General features: G+C 49.8%; 17 protein-coding genes and 1 pseudogene. 13 read left to right on the top strand and 5 right to left on the bottom strand.

The features are described 5' to 3' along the window. Positions 1-3 precede the first annotated feature (3 nt). Entirely contained in the window at positions 4-576 is a 573-nt protein-coding gene (locus ACFQNG_RS04250) for a TetR/AcrR family transcriptional regulator (RefSeq protein ID WP_379863613.1), read from the bottom strand. A gap of 694 nt (positions 577-1,270) precedes the next feature. On the opposite strand from ACFQNG_RS04250, the gene ACFQNG_RS04255 reads away from it, so the two are divergent. Next, positions 1,271-1,981: a hypothetical protein gene (locus tag ACFQNG_RS04255; RefSeq protein WP_379863614.1), complete on the top strand. Its 711-nt coding sequence runs from the start codon at positions 1,271-1,273 to the stop codon at positions 1,979-1,981. Between the two features lie 280 nt (positions 1,982-2,261). Here ACFQNG_RS04255 and ACFQNG_RS04260 read toward each other — a convergent pair whose 3' ends face one another. After that, positions 2,262-3,254: a lipoate--protein ligase gene (locus ACFQNG_RS04260; RefSeq protein WP_379863616.1), complete on the bottom strand. Its 993-nt coding sequence runs from the start codon at positions 3,252-3,254 to the stop codon at positions 2,262-2,264. A gap of 192 nt (positions 3,255-3,446) precedes the next feature. Here ACFQNG_RS04260 and recQ point away from each other — a divergent pair, with 192 nt between their 5' ends. Then, positions 3,447-5,597: a DNA helicase RecQ gene (gene recQ, locus ACFQNG_RS04265; protein ID WP_379863617.1), complete on the top strand. Its 2,151-nt coding sequence runs from the start codon at positions 3,447-3,449 to the stop codon at positions 5,595-5,597. 130 nt (positions 5,598-5,727) lie between these two features. Here recQ and ACFQNG_RS04270 read toward each other — a convergent pair whose 3' ends face one another. Continuing rightward, positions 5,728-6,669, bottom strand: a complete 942-nt coding sequence (locus ACFQNG_RS04270) for an MBL fold metallo-hydrolase (RefSeq protein ID WP_379863618.1) — start codon at positions 6,667-6,669, stop codon at positions 5,728-5,730. 183 nt (positions 6,670-6,852) lie between these two features. Between ACFQNG_RS04270 and ACFQNG_RS04275 the strand changes: the two genes are divergently transcribed. The 3 genes from ACFQNG_RS04275 to ACFQNG_RS04285 all read left to right on the top strand — a co-directional run bounded on the left by ACFQNG_RS04275 (position 6,853) and on the right by ACFQNG_RS04285 (position 10,726). Further along, positions 6,853-7,656 carry a Cof-type HAD-IIB family hydrolase gene (locus tag ACFQNG_RS04275; protein ID WP_379863619.1) on the top strand — a complete coding sequence of 268 codons (804 nt, stop codon included), beginning with the start codon at positions 6,853-6,855 and terminating at the stop codon, positions 7,654-7,656. A 39-nt stretch (positions 7,657-7,695) separates the two neighbouring features. Continuing rightward, positions 7,696-8,610: a ribonuclease Z gene (rnz, locus tag ACFQNG_RS04280; protein ID WP_379863620.1), complete on the top strand. Its 915-nt coding sequence runs from the start codon at positions 7,696-7,698 to the stop codon at positions 8,608-8,610. A 418-nt stretch (positions 8,611-9,028) separates the two neighbouring features. After that, positions 9,029-10,726: a serine hydrolase domain-containing protein gene (locus tag ACFQNG_RS04285; protein WP_379863621.1), complete on the top strand. Its 1,698-nt coding sequence runs from the start codon at positions 9,029-9,031 to the stop codon at positions 10,724-10,726. Between the two features lie 44 nt (positions 10,727-10,770). On the opposite strand, the gene ACFQNG_RS04290 is transcribed toward ACFQNG_RS04285, so the two are convergent. Further along, positions 10,771-11,970 carry an MFS transporter gene (locus ACFQNG_RS04290; protein ID WP_379863622.1) on the bottom strand — a complete coding sequence of 400 codons (1,200 nt, stop codon included), beginning with the start codon at positions 11,968-11,970 and terminating at the stop codon, positions 10,771-10,773. Positions 11,971-12,072: 102 nt separating this feature from the next. Here ACFQNG_RS04290 and ACFQNG_RS04295 point away from each other — a divergent pair, with 102 nt between their 5' ends. The 5 genes from ACFQNG_RS04295 (at position 12,073) to ACFQNG_RS04315 (ending at position 16,052) form a co-directional block, all read left to right on the top strand. Next, positions 12,073-12,873, top strand: coding sequence for a mechanosensitive ion channel family protein (locus tag ACFQNG_RS04295; RefSeq protein ID WP_379863624.1), 801 nt, complete (start codon positions 12,073-12,075; stop codon positions 12,871-12,873). A 157-nt stretch (positions 12,874-13,030) separates the two neighbouring features. Continuing rightward, positions 13,031-13,432: a DUF2690 domain-containing protein gene (locus tag ACFQNG_RS04300; protein ID WP_379863637.1), complete on the top strand. Its 402-nt coding sequence runs from the start codon at positions 13,031-13,033 to the stop codon at positions 13,430-13,432. A gap of 304 nt (positions 13,433-13,736) precedes the next feature. Next, complete coding sequence (locus ACFQNG_RS04305; RefSeq protein WP_379863625.1) at positions 13,737-13,952, top strand: YhzD family protein; 216 nt, start codon at positions 13,737-13,739, stop codon at positions 13,950-13,952. Between the two features lie 711 nt (positions 13,953-14,663). Further along, positions 14,664-15,608: a trypsin-like serine peptidase gene (locus ACFQNG_RS04310; protein ID WP_379863626.1), complete on the top strand. Its 945-nt coding sequence runs from the start codon at positions 14,664-14,666 to the stop codon at positions 15,606-15,608. Positions 15,609-15,665: 57 nt separating this feature from the next. Continuing rightward, complete coding sequence (locus ACFQNG_RS04315) at positions 15,666-16,052, top strand: carboxypeptidase-like regulatory domain-containing protein (protein WP_379863627.1); 387 nt, start codon at positions 15,666-15,668, stop codon at positions 16,050-16,052. Positions 16,053-16,184: 132 nt separating this feature from the next. Here the strand turns inward: ACFQNG_RS04315 and ACFQNG_RS04320 are convergent, their stop codons facing one another. Next, the gene (locus tag ACFQNG_RS04320) at positions 16,185-16,337 is read right to left on the bottom strand and encodes a hypothetical protein (protein WP_379863628.1); all 153 of its coding nucleotides are present in this window, start codon (positions 16,335-16,337) and stop codon (positions 16,185-16,187) included. An 18-nt stretch (positions 16,338-16,355) separates the two neighbouring features. Between ACFQNG_RS04320 and ACFQNG_RS04325 the strand changes: the two are divergent. The 3 genes and pseudogenes from ACFQNG_RS04325 to ACFQNG_RS04335 all read left to right on the top strand — a co-directional run. After that, positions 16,356-16,826 (top strand): annotated as a pseudogene (locus ACFQNG_RS04325) (RNA-guided endonuclease TnpB family protein); the annotation flags it as partial. 362 nt (positions 16,827-17,188) lie between these two features. Then, the gene (locus ACFQNG_RS04330) at positions 17,189-17,359 is read left to right on the top strand and encodes a hypothetical protein (protein WP_379863629.1); all 171 of its coding nucleotides are present in this window, start codon (positions 17,189-17,191) and stop codon (positions 17,357-17,359) included. Between the two features lie 63 nt (positions 17,360-17,422). After that, positions 17,423-17,818, top strand: coding sequence for a carboxypeptidase-like regulatory domain-containing protein (locus ACFQNG_RS04335; protein ID WP_379863630.1), 396 nt, complete (start codon positions 17,423-17,425; stop codon positions 17,816-17,818). Positions 17,819-19,119: the final 1,301 nt, after the last annotated feature.

A 19,119-nucleotide genomic window follows, 5' to 3' on the forward strand; every position in this document is an offset into this window, starting at 1 on the left:
GCTCTATCTCGCAAAGCCATGCAACATCAACGACACAAAGCGATCCGCGATCTCTTCCGCCGACAACTCGCCGTCGGGGCGATACCATTGGTAAATCCAGTTTCCCACCGACAAGACCAACAAACGGGCAAACTTCTCATCCTGGAGCTGAAAGATTCCTTCACGAACGCCCTCCGCCAAAATCGTCGCCCACAATCCCTCATATTGGTCGCGTTTCTCTTGAATCTGGGAAAACCGTTCGCCCGTCAAAGCTTTCCATTCATGGAAAAAGACCGTAGCCGCTTCCAGATTCGCTTCCACCACTTGGATATGCGCACGGACAGCCAACTTGAGTTTCTGCCGGGCGGGGACGTCGCTTTCCACAATGGGCGTAAGCGAACGCAAAAATGCGTCTGCCCCACGGTCCGTAATCTCAAACAACAAATCTTCCTTGGTATTGATATGGGCATATAAACTTCCAGCCAAAATGCCACACGCTTCGGAAATATCGCGAATTGTCGTGCCATGATACCCTTTTTGACTGAACAAGCGACAAGCGATGGCTAGAATCTCTTCTCTTCTTCCTCGTCTTGGCATAGGTCGACCCTTTCTGTAAAACAAGCGCTTGTTTGTTTTTATCGTAATAGAATATTCAGAGTTTTGTCAAGGTTTTATGTGAATATGATCATAACTTTTATTAAAAACGGGTATTAATGTATTGAGATAACTTGGGTGTGTGGCTGGATATGAATGATCCGCAAATAGAACACTTTTTTCACTCCACCCTCTCCTTTTCGGATGAGAGGGTAGCTTGCCCATATTAACTATAACCATAGCCCTAAATCGAGATTGATCCCATTTGGTTAAAATGAATGATTTTCCCAACAAAACAACATGACGAAAAAGGCTTCTTTTCAATCAAAACATGCGAACCTCACACGCGAAAAACATGAAAATTCTATTTGTGGAAATGTATAAAAATATTCGCATAAATCCAGTTACTTATGATACTATGAATATACAACCCATTTTTTCTCATCCTGTCTAAGCATAGGACCGGGCCGGTTCCGATCCTAGTCAAATAAAGAAAGGAGTGGCTCCCATGTATAGCCACAGGCCATCCGACACACCACTCCCTTCCAAAAATCGGATTAATGAAATCAAACGAAATCCTCTTAGTTATCAGGTCTTAAATAGTAAGACGTTCATTAATAAAAAGATCAAACTTACCAATTGGACATGTTATCCGTTTTATGATAAACATCTCAGCAAGCATGAGCTCATACACGTCGTGAAGCGGCAACGACGCCACACGCATCACCATCGTGTCCCCGTCGCTTCAACGAAGTTGACCGTACACATCGATACCCATGCGTATGAACGCTGGATCGAGCGAATCAGCCCGTGCCCGCATCTGCAATTGTTGCGCGTCAAATTGCAACAGCTCCTGTGTTTGGGCCGCATCTCCCTTTCACCAAAGGGCTGGGGCTTTATCGACCAAGACATTTTGTTCGGATACAAAATCATCGGGAATAAACTGATTATCCAAACGTTTCTTGGACGTGTTTCCCTTGTTCCCGCTCTTGGCAACTACAAAGCGGTCCGTCGCTTCATCTCAACGCAACATGACCGCCTCGATCTGACCATCTCACCCCACATCCTAAAACAACAACACCTCCCGCTCATCCCCAAGGAGCGCATCCTATTCAGCGGAAACCGGAATCGTTATGTGCTGGAAGAATATGCGTTTACCTTGCCCAATGGGCGCCAAAGCACCCTCTTCTTGTTGGAAACGACCAAAGAATATGATGAAACCAGCATCCAGCTCATCGATCCGACCCAACCCCATCGCCCCAAAATCTACCGAAGCGTACTTTATCTTCTGTTCGAACAGGGCTATCATGAATTCGTGTTGGAACATGTGCTTCACCACAAACAGGACAAGTTCATGGCGGCGCTTAACAAACGCATGGATGAGGGCGAATTGAAACATATTGTATGAGAAAAAGCGATGTCGCGTCAGCGGAACATCGCTTTTTTATGATGAGAAACCCCTTTACGCCAACACCAACCCGACATGGACAGCCAAGCCGATCAAAACGAAGCCAACGAGAAAGAAAAACGCTTTGACCACATACCATGGCATTCACCATATTTTCATTCCACTATTCAATCCATGTCTCAGTCATCTTCTTCATTTCCCTTTCTCATCTATAGGTTAACCACCTTTTTGCCCATGTCAAAAAAACACTCCAGCCCCCAAGCTGAAGTGTGCCAAACCATTAATATACCAAGTCGATGAATTCCTCTTTCGAGATATCGCCGAAGTAATGCGTTACATCCAGATCGGCCAAGGCTTGGGCGATGGACGGTCGGTCATACCTCACTCCGCACAGTCGCTGTTCAATATCCGCCACATCCCCCACGCCAAAGAAGTCTCCATAAATTTTGCACTGCTTGATGACGCCTTTTTCACCAACATCCAAGCGAATGTCGATCGAGCCGATCGGGAACCGCTTGCTGTGCTGAACGTTAAACTCCGGCGACTCCCCAAAGTTCCAATCCCAGTTCCGGTAACGCGCCTTGGAGATTTCCTCAATGCGGGCCCAGTCCTTATCCGTGAGCACATACTGCGGAATCGGCTTGTGGCCGGCAAAAATATGCTCCAACAACACTTGCCGAAATGCTTGGATCGTCATCGGCTCCGCCAAGTAATCGGTGATATTGGCCACCCGGCTGCGTACCGACTTAATCCCTTTGGACTCGATTTTTTCCTTTTTCACTTGCAGAGCTTTCGTCACATCATCGATATTGACGTCAAACATCAGCGTGCCATGGCTAAACATGCGACCCCGTGTGGAGAACTGGGCATTGCCGGAAATTTTCTTCCCGTCAACCAAGATGTCATTGCGTCCGCTCAGTTCCGCTTCAATGCCCAAGCTCCGCAGCGCGTCAATGACCGGCTCAGTGAATTTGCGGAAATTAGCAAAGCTCTTCCCATCGTCTTTGGTGATAAAGCTGAAATTCAGGTTGCCCAAGTCATGGTACACCGCCCCGCCACCGGACAGGCGGCGCACCACGTGAATGCCCTTTTCCCTCACATAATCCACATGGATTTCTTCGACTGTGTTTTGATGTTTCCCAATGATGATGGAAGGTTCATTGATATAAAACAAGAGGTACGTCTCCTCGATATCCAGATGCTTCAGCGCGTATTCTTCGATCGCCAAGTTAATCCGCGGGTCGGTGATATTCTGGTTGTCTATGAATAACATGCTTTTCGCTCCTCCAGTCTTTCCATATTCATATAAAGAATATATTTCTAAGTATCCTTCTCACAAGCATGAGATGGGCGATGGATTCCTTAAAACCGTTTTGCTCCGAGAATTCCTTCATGCGGACACCGGAAAAATCATGTAAAATAGTTGCATAAAACGTCGGGCTATGTTAGTAGGTGGTGAATTCAGGTGTCGATTGAACAAGCGGAACTACTCTTGCAGAAAATCTATGGTTATGACGCCTTCCGGCCGGGACAGCGCAAAATCATCCAAAGCATCCTGGCTGGCCATAACACCATGGGGATCATGCCAACGGGCGGGGGCAAGTCCATCTGCTACCAGATTCCCGCTTTGATGTTTCCCGGAATCACGATCGTCATCTCCCCCTTGATCTCCCTGATGAAGGATCAAGTGGATGGCTTGAAGCAGTTGGGCATCCCCGCCACTTATATCAACAGCACCTTGCATTCCTATGAGATCGAACAGCGGATCGAGGCTTTGCGCGAAGGCAAGGTCAAATTGCTTTATATCGCGCCGGAGCGTTTGGAGTCGGGACGTTTCCAAACCATTTTCGAGACGCTCCCCATCTATCTCGTCACCATCGATGAGGCGCACTGCATCTCGACATGGGGACATGATTTTCGACCAAGCTACCGGTCCATGGCCGAGTTGCTCCTTCAATTGCCGCGCCGCCCATTGATCGCCGCCCTCACCGCCACAGCCACGATCGATGTCCGCGACGATATCGCCAACTTGTTGCAAATCGCACCGAAGCATATTTTCTCGACGAAGTTGGAACGGGACAACCTGTCTTTTTATGTGCACCGCGAGGGACAGAAACGGGAATTCATCGCGCAGTATCTCCGTGAACATCAGGGAAAGACGGGTATCCTGTATTGCTCCACCCGCAAAGAAGTGGATCAACTGCACCAATACCTGGAGGAGGAGGGCTTCCCCGTCGCCAAATATCATGCGGGGATGAGCGATGAAGAGCGGACTCGGGCCCAAGAAGCGTTCTCATATGACCGGATTCAGACCATCGTCGCCACCAACGCCTTCGGAATGGGCATCGACAAATCCAACGTCCGGTTTGTGATTCATTATAATCTGCCCCGCAACCTTGAATGTTACTACCAAGAAGCCGGGCGGGCCGGGCGGGATGGGGATGAGAGCGAGTGCATCCTGCTCTTCTCCCCCACGGACATCCAGACGCAAAAATACCTGATCGACCACTCCGAGATGGCGGCGGACCGCAAGGAATTTGAGCTCGGCAAATTGCGGTTCATGGTCGATTACTGCTTTACCGATGAATGTTATCAACAAGCCTTTATCCGTTATTTTGGCGATCAGCACCCTTACACATGCGGCAAATGCGGCAATTGTCGCAAAAAACTGGGGGACCAAGAAGACCGCACCATCGAGGCGCAAAAGATCTTCTCCTGCATGAAGCGCATGAATGAACGGTTTGGCTTCACCATTCTCGCGAAGGTTTTGCGCGGTTCCAAGAGCAAACGCATCCTCGATTGGGGACTGGACCGCCTCTCCACCTACGGCATCATGAGCGACCGGACCGAAAAAGAGATTGTCCAGCTCTGCCATCAGTTGGTGACCCACAAATACATCACCCTCAACCTATCGCATCCGAGCGTCCCTGTCGCCAAACTGACCCCGCTGGCGATTGAAGTCCTAAAAGGCACCCGCCGCGTGTTGCTACATAAGGAAGAAGGGCGCACACCCGTGCTCGAGCCCAGCCATGGCTCCCTGTTGTTTGAAGAATTACGCGCATTGCGCAAAACGATATCGGAGCAGGAACAATTGCCACCCTACCTCATTTTTCAGGACAGCACGCTCAAAGAGATGTGCCGGCGTTTGCCGATTACCGAACGCGAAATGCTGGCGATCCCCGGCGTGGGTGAATTAAAATACGCCAAATATGGCCAAGCCTTCTTAACCTTGATTCAAGGACACGTGGACAAACACGGGCGCAAACAAACGGCTCCCGCCCAGGAACCGAACGGGAAGGCGGAAAAAGAGCAAAGTCATCTGCTCACCTATCGGTTGTTCACGGAAGGGAAATCGATCGATGAAATCACCCAATTGCGCCAACTGACGCGGGGAACGATTGAGGACCATCTCATCCGCGCGGGCCTGGATGGCCATCCGCTCGACTGGGACTCTTTCATCCCGGCCAAATGGGAAGCGCTCATCATGCGGAAGATCGATGAATTGGGAGCGCACAAACTGCGCCCGCTGAAAGACGCCTTGCCGGATGAAGTGGATTACATGGCCATCAAAGCGGCTATCTTGAAAAAGGAATTGGCCGAACTGCAGACGAACTAGGGCATGTCTGGCAAATCAAGTTGATCGATAGGAGACATATTTATCAGACACGCCCTAGTAACAAAAAATCAACGCATTTAAATAAAAGCCCCCCTCCGGACAAACAACCGTCCATGAGGGGGATTTTCCTTTATACCGCCGTTTTCTTTTTCACCAACGTATAGGTTTCCCCATGCTTCTTAATCACAATCCGATCCCGCTCTTCTCCGCTCACCGCCAACAACCGTTCAAGCGGCTCATGCAGGGGCTCTTGCGACAACCTGATCGTATCCCAATGGATCGGCACCAACACCTTCGCCCCCGTGTCGATAAACATCTGCCAGGCCTGTTCGGGGGTGCAGTGCGCCCACTGGTATTTGTCCGGATAATAAGCGCCGATCGGCATAAAGCTCACATCAATCTGCCCCAGATCGCGCAACCGATAGAAATCGGGAGTATAGGCGGTATCGCCCGGGAAGAAAATTCTCGTTCCCCGCTTTTCAAGCAGGTAGCCGGTATAGCCATAATTTGTATTCCATGGATAACGATTGCCCCAGTGTTTCACTGGGACAGCCCTGACAGTCAACCCCCATTCCGCCAGCTCCACTTTCTCTTCCCCGCCCAGCTCCACGATCCGTTTGAAAGGAAGTCCCCTTAACAGATGCGAAATATTCTTGGGTACGATCACGACCGCATCCGGGTGCGCCAACCGCTTTAACGTGGGAATATCGCAATGATCAAAGTGCGCATGGGACAACAGAATCACATCCACATCGCCCAAATCTTCATAAGTGACCGCGGGTGCGACATGGCGCCGTAGCCCAATTTGCCAGTCTCCCACCCCGAGTTGTTGACCGACGCGGTCGCCCAATACCGGATCCGTAATCACTTTCACTCCATATAAGCTCATTAAGACAGTGGAGTGCCCAACCCATCCAACCGTCACATCCTCCGCGGGCCACTCGGCCGGCTTCAACATATTGGCCGGTTTCACCAGCGGAGGCGTTTGCTTGCCAAAGCGAATGGACAGGCCCACACCCACCAACACAACCAACCCCGCCACAATGGAAAGGTTCAGCATAAACAAGTTCATCTCCCAACCCCCTACTCTTTGTGTCTTTTCTTACACTATATCGCAACCGCTTTGATGCGCAGTGCAGAGAAATTTAAACATTCATGTGAAATAAGTTAAATTCTCCCCAGACTTACTTTTATGAAGCAAAGTGTGTTAACCTAAATAATATCATTATTACAATAGAAAGAGTGTCATGTGACGATGATCCGTTTATTTGTAAGTGACTTAGACAATACCTTATTCAATGATGAGAAAACAGTGAGTCCGGAGAACAAAGAAGCTTTGCGTGCCCTGGTGGATGAAGGGGTTCAGGTTTGCCTCGCCTCCGGGCGCATGGATAAAGAACTGGTCAACGTGATGAATGAACTGAATGGAACGTTTCATCGCATCAGCCAAAATGGTGCTTTCATCTATAACACAAGCAATCAATGCCTGTTGTCCTCCCATTTTGACGGGGATACGGCCCGCGAATTGTTTCAAATGGCGGAACCTTACCAACTCGCCGGCTTCATCAGCCAAGAAGACTCCATGTTTGTCCCGCGCAAGAACGAAATGGTCAAACAGATCGAGGCGCAAATGCGCATGCCGATTGAAGAGCATGCGGAGGTGCTCGACTGCTTGGGCACCTCCATCCACGCCAGCAAGTTATGCTACATCGGCGATATGGACGAAATCAGGAAGTTGGAAAGAGCGGTGAAGGAACGCTTCCCGGGCAAAGTGGACTCTTTCATTTCGGACCGGCATTGCATCGACTTTATGCCACCCGGCATCTCCAAGGGCGCCGGCCTGAAAAAATTAATCGACCATCTGGGCATAAAGGAAGAGGAAGTGGCCTGCATCGGTGATTCCTACAACGATATCTCCATGTTGCGGCTCACCCCGCACAGTTTCGCGATGGCGGTGGCGGATGACGCGGTGAAACAAGAGGCAACCCATGTCGCCTCTTCGGTCGCGGAAGCGGTTCGCTGGGTGCTGGCGTACAACAAACAAGCCGTAACCAAATGACATGACGTCCGGAATCATCATCGAAAGGAGGCTGTGCGGATGGAACTTTTATTCTTGGGCACAGGCGCCGGCATTCCATCCAAACAACGCAACGTCTCGGCCCTCGCCCTCATCATGCCGGAGTATAAAGGGGAAACATGGCTCTTCGATTGCGGTGAGGCGACCCAGCACCAAATCCTGGACCATCCCATCCGATTGGGGAAAGTCAGCCGGATTTTCATCACCCATCTCCACGGGGACCATATCTACGGTCTCCCTGGTGTGTTGGGGAGCCGCAGCTTTCAGGGCGCCGAAACACCCCTTACTTTATACGGCCCCAAAGGATTGCGCACCTTTGTTGAAGTGACGATGGAAACGAGTTGCACTTACTTGCGCTATCCCCTCACCATCAAAGAAGTGGAAGATGGGGATGTGATCGAGGAAGATCACTTTACCGTAACAGTGAAGAAATTGGATCACGGCATCCCTTGTTACGGCTATCGGCTTCAGGAGAAGGATCAACCGGGAGCATTGGATGCGCAGAAGCTGAAAGCCCTGCAAATCCCTCCGGGTCCCTTGTATCAGGAGATCAAACAAGGGAAAACCGTCACCCTTCCCGATGGGCGCGTCATCGACGGCAAAGAATTTATCCATCCTCCCAAACCGGGCCGCATCCTGGCGATCTTGGGAGATACCCGTCCCACGCCAGCCGCCGGAATCTTGGCGCAAGACGCCGACCTATTGGTTCACGAATCAACCTACGGGGCGGGACAAGAAGACCTGGCCAACGCCCATCATCACTCCACTTGTGTCCAAGCGGCAACCCTGGCAAAGGAAGCCAACGCCAAAGCCCTGATTCTCACCCATATCAGCTCTCGCTTTATGCAGGAAGATCATGCGCAGCTATTGGCGGAAGCACAATCCGTCTTTCGCCGCACCCATATCGCGCATGATGGATTCCGCTATCAAGTGTAGGAGTTTGCCCGCTACTAAATATGCCGCCTTCACTAATAACAAACCCCAGAGGAGGAAGATTTTTGCCTGTACCCTGGGGGTGAAAGCTTCGTTACTGGGAGCTTTTTATCAAGCTTCATTAAGAACGGAGAAGGTAAGCGGGCAACTCTAAGAACGGCAGTGACTTTGCCCTCAAACTCACGAGGACAGGCCCTCAAACTTACGAGGACAGGCCCTCAAACTCACGAGAACAAGCCCGCGCCGGAGTTCGGCAACGGAGCTACTTCCCGATAAAGCGACTGTGGAACGAAGACTCAAAAATCGACTCCGGGGCCGCATTGTCAACAAACTCCCTTTACAGGGGGTTTTTTTGTTTTTATGAAGAAATTTTTGATAAAATATAAATAATAACCCCAACAAATAAAAGGAGGGTATCCGCATGCATCTTCGCCCACCCTGGGTACCTCTGTCGAGTCTCCTTTTGACCCTTCTCATGTCCATCCCGTCTGTTCTGCATGCCGCTCCCGACCCATTGACTGAAAAAGAGTACAAACCCCTCCCCCCTGTCATGCCGAAAGTTCTATCGCAACCGGCAAGCTGGGATGTTCCGTTTCCGACGAGCCCTGTCCTGCACGCGGGACCACCGCAAGCCGCGGGCATGCGACCAGAGCCGCTCAACGCATTGGACACCTCCATCCGACAGGCGATCAACCAAGGGCATATGCCGGGTGCGGTCTTGCTGGTCGCCCGGCGCGGTGTCATCGTCAAACAACAGGCGTATGGCTATGCCGCAAAATATCTCGACCAACAACAAACACCCCTCGCCCATCCCGTGCCCATGGACAATCACACCCTCTTTGATCTCGCTTCAATCAGTAAAATCTTCACCACCATCGCCGTGATGAATCTCTATGAAGAAGGCGCGTTTGCGCTGGATGATCCGGTGAGCCGCTACATTCCAGAGTTCGCGCAAAATGGAAAGGCATCCGTCACCATCAAGCAATTGCTCACGCACACCTCCGGTTTCCGTCCCGGCATCCCCTTGTACACCATGGGCCATAACCGGGACGACCGCCTTGCCGAGGTCTTCCGCTACCCGCTCGATCACGCGCCGGGAAGCACCTATGTGTACAGCGATCTCAATATGATTGCCCTGGGAGCCTTGGTCGAACGCCTTTCCGGCGAACGGCTCGACCAATATGTGAAAGAGACCGTCACCGGACCGCTCGGCATGAAACATACGATGTATAATCCACCCGCCTGGCTCAAATACCGCACCGCCGCCACGGAATATCAGTCTTCTCCCGACCGGGGACTGGTCTGGGGCGAAGTGCATGACGAAAACGCCGCTTCCCTGGACGGGGTTGCGGGCCATGCCGGCGTTTTTTCCACTGCGGGCGATCTGGCCAAATTGGCCCATCTCTTTCTGTTGAAAGGGAAATACGGTTCCACCCGCATCCTGGAAGAAAAGACGGTGGAGTTGATGGAACACAACTTCAATGCGGACTTCCCCGGAGATGACCACGGGTTGGGCTGGGAGCTGAATCAAGGTTGGTATATGGACGCCTTGGCCAGTCCATATGCGTTTGGCCATACCGGTTTCACCGGAACTTCACTGGTCATCAATCGCGAACAAAGCACCATCACGATCCTGCTCACCAACCGGGTCCACCCGACCCGCCAAACGCCTTCACTCAATCCAGTCAGACGGCAAACGGCCCGCCTTACCGCCGACGCCATCCCTGTGTCGATGCGACAGCCCGCTTGGTTTGCCGGATACGGTGATCAATTGAACCGCACGCTGACGGCCACGCTCCCTGAGCATACGGGAAAGAGGAAACTCCAATTCTCCACTTGGCACCACATCGAAGCAGGCGTCGATTTCGGCATCGTGGAAGTTTCAACCGACGGGAATGCTTGGCAGCCCCTCTATTCCTTCACTGGACGCAGCCAGGGTTGGGAACACCCCAGCTTGCCCCTCCCCGACACCGCTCGTCATGTGCGGTTCCGCTACCAAACCGATGGCTCGGTCAACGGGCGGGGATGGTACGTGGGCAAGCCCGCTCTCGTTTTCGAAAATGGACATATCCTTCCGCTCCAAGTGACAGGAAGTGAGTGGGAACAAAGAGAATACTAAACGAAAACCCCGTTCCCGCATGATAAGGGAAGGGGGCTTCCTTATTAACCGATCTGTTTTTCTTGCACGGGCAAGGAAGGTTCCGCCACGACCGCACTCCGGTACGTCAGCGCAAGCAAGACAAACGATGCCAAAGCGCCGGCGATCAAATAGAACAACACATGGCCGCCCCACACTTTGATTGACAATCCGCCCAGATAGGGGCCCAACATGCTGCCCAGGCTAAAGTGAACCGACGCGATCACATTCGCAGTGGGGAGATGACGCGCCGGCAGCAAATCGGCCAAAAACGCCAAACCCATGGAAAAGATCGAGCCAATCATCCCACCGATGAGGGAAAACGCGATAAACAGGGCCCAGACATTCGACATCAAAAAAGGGATGAGAAACATCCCCACGGCGCCAATACTGCATACCGCCATCAACAAGCGTTTCCGACCGATTTTGTCACCCAGTATGCCAAGTGGAATCTGGAAGACCAAACTTCCCCACACAAAGGCGGAAATCAGCACCGAAATCCACGATTTGGAGATGCCCTCGCGCAAACCGATCACCGGGAAGTTGCCCGCCAACGCCGCTTCCAAAAAGCCGTATAAGAGCGCCGGGCACAACGCGACCAAACCGACGCGGTACACGGTGGCCACCTGATGTTTCGTCGCTTTGGACTCCCGTTGCTGATCAGTGACCGGGCTTGCCTCTTCTTGCAGCTGAAGGGCCAGACACAAAGTGACGACCAAGAGACCCAGCATGGTCCACAATGGGGCATTTTCGCCGAAAACCAACAGGTTCAGCCCAAGCGGCCCCATCCCAAACCCCAACCCATAGGCGAATCCATACTGGGAAATGCGTTTCCCCCGTTCACTCTCCAAAGCTGTTGTGGTAATCCATAATTGGGTAGCATAATGAAGAAGGCTATCCCCAATGCCCACAATGAACCGGAGGACGCTCCACTCCCAGATGCCGGAGAAGAAAGGCAGGAGCGCCACCGCCAGGGTGGTGATGAACAGTCCGAACAAAACCATCTTCTTGTATCCGTATCGCCCCACCAGGGACGCGCTGAGCGGAGAAGCGATCAGAATCCCTACATACAACGCCGTGGCACTGAGTCCATTGACATCCGGGCTGACGCCTTGTTCTTCTAGCAACGTCGTCAACAAAGGAATGAGCAAGCCTTGCGACGCCCCGGTAATGCACACGACCAGAACCAAGATATAAAACCGTTTCTTTGACCATGATTGACTCACAGGATCAACCACCTTTTCATACATATCCGCAAATGGATTATAGTGGTTGGCGAGAAAATCAGCAATACGAAATAAATGCGACAAAAAACAGGAGGAACAGCTATGTTCAATCTCTTCCAAATCGGCGGCATCTTCGGTTCCGCCATCAAGATCCTCGTTATCCTCGTTCTGGCTTACATCGCCCATGTCATCATCAAAAGAATCATTGTGCGCGCAACCGAATCGAGCAAACGGCTGAATAAAGGCACGCAGCAGCGCATCCACACCATACAGAGTCTTCTGATCAACATCGCCTCCTATGTGATCTTCTTCATCGCCTTGGTGTCCATCTTATCCGAATTCGGAATCAACATTTCGGCTCTTCTCGCCAGCGCCGGCGTCTTGGGATTGGCGATCGGCTTTGGCGCCAAGGACCTGGTCAGCGATATCGTCACCGGCTTCTTTATGTTGCTGGAAGACCAAGTCCATGTGGGGGAAGAGATCACCGTTAACGGCTACAGCGGCACCGTGGAGCACGTGGGTCTGCGTACCTTGCAATTGCGCTCGACCAATGGAGACCTTCATTTCCTTTTGAATCGTGACATCAAATCACTCACCAACCACTCTCGCGGTGTGATGCAAGCCACAGTGGACCTCCCGTTGCCCGCAGACATCGACGTGGAGCAAGTGATCAAATTCCTGGAACAAGAATGCCAAAAGATGAAACAACGCATTCCCGCCATTGTCGAAGGCCCGAAAGTCTTGGGTGTGGAAAACATGAATGCCACCGAAACAATCATTCGCATCAATGCCCGAACCGAAAACGGGGAACAGGCCAACGTCGAACGGGAAATGCGCAAAGACCTGAAAAAAGCATTGGATCAAACGGCATTCGGCAAACTCAAACCATCCCATGCCGAATAAAAGAATCCCTTAATCGACTGAAATGCAAAATGAATAGAAAAAAACTCTTCCTTTATTTATATGAACACAAAGGAAGAGTTTTTTTGGCAGAGGGAGTTACGCACTTCCTGCGCTTCGCTGCCTCCTATTTTTTTACGACTTTTCTATATTGTTCACTGTGTTTGTTATTACCTTTTTTGGATTCAATAGTCACACATATGCATGGTCGGAGAGTTGGACCGGAACCTGGCCAGATCAAACACCTTGCGCCAACGATGCGAGAACGGTTCATTCAGCCAGAATTGACGCCGATTCTGTTATTGAATTGCGCTATAGTCCTTCCTGTGAAACGACTTGGGCAAGAATAACCGCAAATTATCCCCATGAACCGAGTGTGCGCGGATTAGGCAAAGCGCGGATCGTTCGCAACAGCGACGGACGGAGCTATGAATGCGAATTAAGAGGTGGCCAATCCGTTTGTTGGACTCTTCAGGAAAACGACCACAACGTTACGTCCTACGCGTGGGGATTGCATGACGATGGGTCATATTTTAGTGAAGCAAGAACAGCATCATACTAAAAATCAGCTTGATAGTGGCATATTAACATTTTTGAGGAGGTTCAACTTTATGCTTGAGAAATTAGCTCTTGGGTAACATCCCTGGGTTTGGCTTTCTCCGCTTTGTTGGTGCCTGAATCAGTAACCTTTGCTGATGTATATGATAAATACCCAGTCAATGCCAATTTGAACATTCGCACTGGTCCGGGTACGTGCTATGGCATCGTTGAAACGTTCAGTATCTTTTACTCAGGCTCCTCTTTTTTATTCATATTTAATATAATGAGATTATTACCAATTGCTCTGCAAAGGGGGAAACAGGCACATGTATCATATGACCGTTTACGATGGCAATGGCCAAGTGTTGATCGACCAAGCATTGGAAGCCGCGACGGATGACGCCGCCAAACAAATGGCTTTCCATCTGTTGCGTGAAAAGGGATATGAGGCCATGCCGCATCGCGTGTTTCATCGGGCGGGTCGCCTCGTTTCGTTTAAACCGCATCAATTTGACACGAAAACAGGCAAGGCCACATCCTGACGCGCACACAAAGAAGATCCCCCGCCAACGGGGATCTCAGGATAATGACAAAGCCTAGAGAAGGAAGATTTTTGAAAGCGGAGTGACTGGGAGCTGTGAAACAAGCGGAGTGCCGAACGGAGGAGGGCAGCGGGCAACACTAAGAACGACAGTGACTTTGCCCGCGCCGGAGTTCGGCGACGGAGCTACTTCCTGATAAAGCGACCAAGGAACGCAGACTCAAAAATCGACTCCGGGGCCACTTTGTCAGCAGCCTCAAGATCCCCCGCCAACGGGGATCTTTCCCTTTGTCGCGGCTACCCACAATGCACGGTCGAATCATAAAGCGCCTGCTCCCCCATGCCCGACGGCCCCATCACGAAGATCCGCGCCGACCAAAAGAAAACGTCCCCTGCCGCCCACCTCATCTTCAATCCGATTTTTATTGACTATTCAAAATAATATCATTCACCAAGATAAAAAATCCCCTAATAAACAAACAACCTTTTATATAAATAGATATGACACAAAAAAGTTGATTAATAATCAAATATTAAGATTGTAAATATTTTTGTCTCTATTTATAATATTCACAGAGTAGACATTCGGTCCCAAGAAATCCACTTTATGGAACCGTGTGACGCGCGGGGATTGCTTGGTGTAGCTTGAGCCCACCAAGAAGATCTGGCCATCCGTCAGATCCGTGTCAAAACCTACAAAGGAGTTCGATCCATGCTGATCAAAAAACGAATGTTTTCTGCTGCTGTTGCCCTTTCGTTTTTGTGCTCCATCACATTCCCTTTCAGTGGGTACGCCGTCGATGCCACTTCGGCGGCGACAGTGTCTCCCCACACCCCCGTTTCCAACAAAGGGAGAACCGTCCATCCCGTCAAACAAGACAAAGACATGGTCAAACAACGCTTTGGCGCTTACACCAAAGGGCACAGGGGCACCCAAGAGCGGATCTACCTTGATGCGCCCGCGAATGAAGCCAAACCCCAACGTAATGCGCATACCGAATCCGTCATCGGCTCGGATAACCGCACGCGTGTGACCGACACCGCTTCCTATCCTTACAGCGCCATCGTACATATCGTCAGCGATATCGGCGGATGCACCGGCTGGCTCATCGGGCCGGATACCGTGGCCACCGCCGGGCATTGCATTTATGATCCAAACAATAATAAATGGGCTTCCTCCGCCACGGTCTATCCCGGACGCGACGGAGACAGCCTTCCCTATGGTTCCGCCAATGGGGTGGAATTCTTCTCCGTATCCGGGTGGGTGCAAAATGGAGATTCCAACTATGATTACGGCGCCATCAAACTGGACAAGGACATCGGAAACGCCACCGGTTGGTTCGGTTACCGTTACCAATCGGGTTCCTTGAACGGCACAGCGGAAAACATCAGCGGATATCCCGGTGACAAAACATACGGAACCCAATGGCAACATGCCGATCAAATTCGCGAAACCCAAACATACAAACTGCTTTACGCAAACGACACTTATGGTGGCCAAAGCGGTTCGCCCGTCTACCAAAACAGCTACTCCGATTGCGGCACCTGCGCCATCGCCATCCACACCAATGGCGTCTACGGCGGTTCCAGCTATAACCGGGGGACACGGATCACCCAAGAAGTTTACAATAACTTGAATACTTGGAAGGCACAATAACGTCTATAAAGATAGAGGGGGGTTCCTCTCTATCTTTTTCGTTGAAGGAGGGTCATCATGAACCGCTCACGCATCTCCATCTTCCTCATTTCCGTGCTTTCGCTCGGCCTGATGGTCAGCGGCGGATGCAACAACGCCCTGGGCGATGAACCGCCTGATTCCCAACCGGTGCAGCGCGTCACCATCACCGGCACCGTCACCGATCCGGCGGGCCATCCCTTGCCCGGGGTCTTGGTCACCCCGGAGCCAGCTGACAAAACGAGTGGTCCCATCCCCGAGATCGCCATCTACACAGACAAAGACGGACACTTCTCTTGGACGGTTCCCAGCGGCACCTATGACTTCGTCTTCCACAAACCCAGCTATGTCACACACAAAGTGCGGGTTGACGCGCGTCCGGGCAAAACCGTGCCCCACTTGAAGGTGCGGCTCAAACCGAGTTAAACCATGACAAAGGTCCCCGATTCCGACGTTTTTTGGAACCAGGGACCTGTTTATTTTTTTATATCAATGCGAGCGAGAAAACCCCTAGCTTCAGCTATGGGGATGAGAGCGAGCGTCGGACGAGGGAGGGTTTTAACCCTCTCGTAAGTCCGATAATTTTTGTAAATATTCTTTGACTAACTTCTCAATAATCTTGCTAGCATCTGTATTCTCTTTAACAGCTTGTAGCTTTAATTGCTTAATCACTTCTTCATCTAAAGAAGTGGTAAATTTCTTTCGTGCCATTATTTTTCCTCCTTTTTGCAACGAATCCTATCACGCCGTCAAAAAGGCGGTTCCAATTGGAACAAAGCACGGGTCAAGGTTTCTGGAATCCACGAAAAGATCGTTAATGCTAGACATGATTTTCTACATAAACTGTCTACCAAACTGATTCGCGAAAACCAAGTCATCTGTCTGGAAGACTTACAGGTAAAAAACATGATTAAAAACCACAACGTAGCTAAATCAATTACCGATGCGTCATGGTCTGAATTTGTATCCATGTTGGAGTATAAGGCTAAATGGTATGGAAGAATCATTGTCAAAGTCGGAAAAACTTTTCCATCTAGCCAACTATGTTCCAACTGTGGTTACAGAAACAAGGAAGTAAAAAGTCTCAACCTCAGACAGTGGACATGCCCAGAGTGTCACACAAACCATGACAGAGATATCAACGCATCGATAAACATTTTACAAGAAGGTTTAAGACTCTGCGCTGGGCTGGCGGTCTAAGCTTGGTTAAGTTCCCTTCGGTGGAAGGGAACTTAACCAAGAATCCCCTGCCTTTAGGCATTGGGAGTAGTCAAGTGAGTCCGTATGGAATGGGATATGAGACCAGATATGATTTTACCCATGATATATTATACAATCTTTCATATAACTTCTTATATTCATCTTCATATGGCTTTTGCTGTCACTCTTTCACTCCACACCCATTTGCAAATGCAACCCTCGTCTACAGACAGGACACAGCAAAATCGCGACTCGTAGAAAAACAACACATCCCGCAGAGAGACCGATCCACCAGCAAACTCAAAACAATAAGACTGCCAAACGATCAGATTATTTCTTGCTTAGGGAGGTTAAGACTACGAATGAAGAAAAAATTCATCATCAGCCTCGCCCTTGTTTCCGCTTTGACGGCGGGATGCAAGGGCAAAGAAGAATTTGTGGCATTCGGCCAAGCGGTCGATGCGAACCACATGAGCCAATGCCTTGCCGAACATGGGATCAAATACCATGTGAAAGGGAACGATCAGATTTGAAAGAAGCCGTAAGTTTTTGCAGTTAAACACACATTCCATCGGTTTAGCCAAGGAGGAACAACCATGCCCATTCGACACACCTTTCTCCTCACCCTCTGCGCCCTGTTACTCCTCAGTGGTTGCGGCACACCGCCGGAGCAAACCACCGCACCCGTCAAGAATCCAACCGCCTCGACCCCACAGCGGAAACAACTTGTCGAAGTGACAGGCCAAGTTTTGGACTTGCAAGGAAGCCCCATCCACGGTGTCACCGTCACCCCCGTCCCCACCGGCAAGCGGCCCGTCCCTCTTCCCCGCATGTTGCGCTATACGGACACCTTGGGACGGTTTACCTGGCGCGTGCCACCCGGCACCTATGATTTCAACTTCCAGAAAACCGGCTACCTTGGGCAAAGCAAACCCGTCAACGCCACCAACGGGACCATCCGAATGCAAGTGCAGATGGCCCGAATAAACTGAACAAAAAAGGAATCCATTCCATGATTTTATTAAAAGTCAAGATTGTACTGATTTTGGCTTGATAACAAAGAAAAAAGATATAATGTCACACATTATATAAGGTAAAAGAGAAGGATAGATAAAAGCAATCATTATCAGCTTTATCTATCCTTTTTTTGCACTACATATGACCTCATTTACTACAACAACATTAATATTGTACTGCGGTAAATTAATAATTTCGTTATTCAATTAACGTACCCGTTAGTTGAAGAAGAAAATATCCCTATCTGTCCTTAAATGAGTTATTATTTTTTAGCTATTTTCCTCTCGTAGTAAAGCGATACCAAAAGCAAGACCAAAAGCGATACTTAATGCTTGAAACAAAAACTTCTTCAACTAACCTACTCCGTTAGCACAATAAGGAACATTGTCATGGAAACGTCCAACAGACAAGATAATTCGGTTAATTAATAAATAAAACTATCAATCTTTCTAAAACTAATAATCAATAGATAAAAGAACGGAAGGAAAAAAGTTAGATTTCACTTTTACATGTGATCGAGTTCCTCGAACTTTTGTTGACATAGTGAAGTATTTTTTTCCAGAAGCAAAGACGATTGAAGAATATTGGAAAAGACAAACTTAGCTGCATATCGAAACAATCGTGAAAAAGAACCAGATCAAGTCCTGGTAACCTCCATTCAGTCATTTAAACAGTTAATAAGTAAGCTAAAATCAACAAAAGTAGTAAAAAATCCAATTGCCTATTTTCACGGAATTCTTAATAAAAAATTTGAAGAGTTCTATTTTGAGGAGTTATTTGAGATGAGGTTTTCGTAAACAAATGTCTGCAACTTTGAGAAAAAGTCTCCCCTCTTCGTTTAAGAAATATCTGGATGATACTTTTTCAGAAATGGTGATATCTAGAAGATGCCCTTTTATTCAAAATTAGGTTGTAATAATTGTTATTCATCCAATCTCCTCTATTTTCTATTTCATAAACTAGTGGAAAAGGGGGGTATAAATGAGCTGCAAAAAACATAAGCACAAGCGGAAAAAATGTAAGCGGGTCCACTTGAAAAAGAAATTTATTTGTTGCCCAGGAGCAAGGGGACCACAGGGTCCACAGGGACCACTGGGACCACAGGGTCCACAGGGACCACTGGGACCACTGGGACCACAGGGTCCACTGGGACCACTGGGACCACAGGGACCACAGGGACCACTGGGACCACTGGGACCACAGGGTCCACAGGGACCACTGGGACCTGCTGGACCAACAGGAGCAACGGGACCACTGGGACCTGCTGGACCAACAG

This window comes from Laceyella putida, assembly GCF_042665195.1.
GTDB classification, from domain to species: Bacteria; Bacillota; Bacilli; order Thermoactinomycetales; family Thermoactinomycetaceae; genus Laceyella; species Laceyella putida.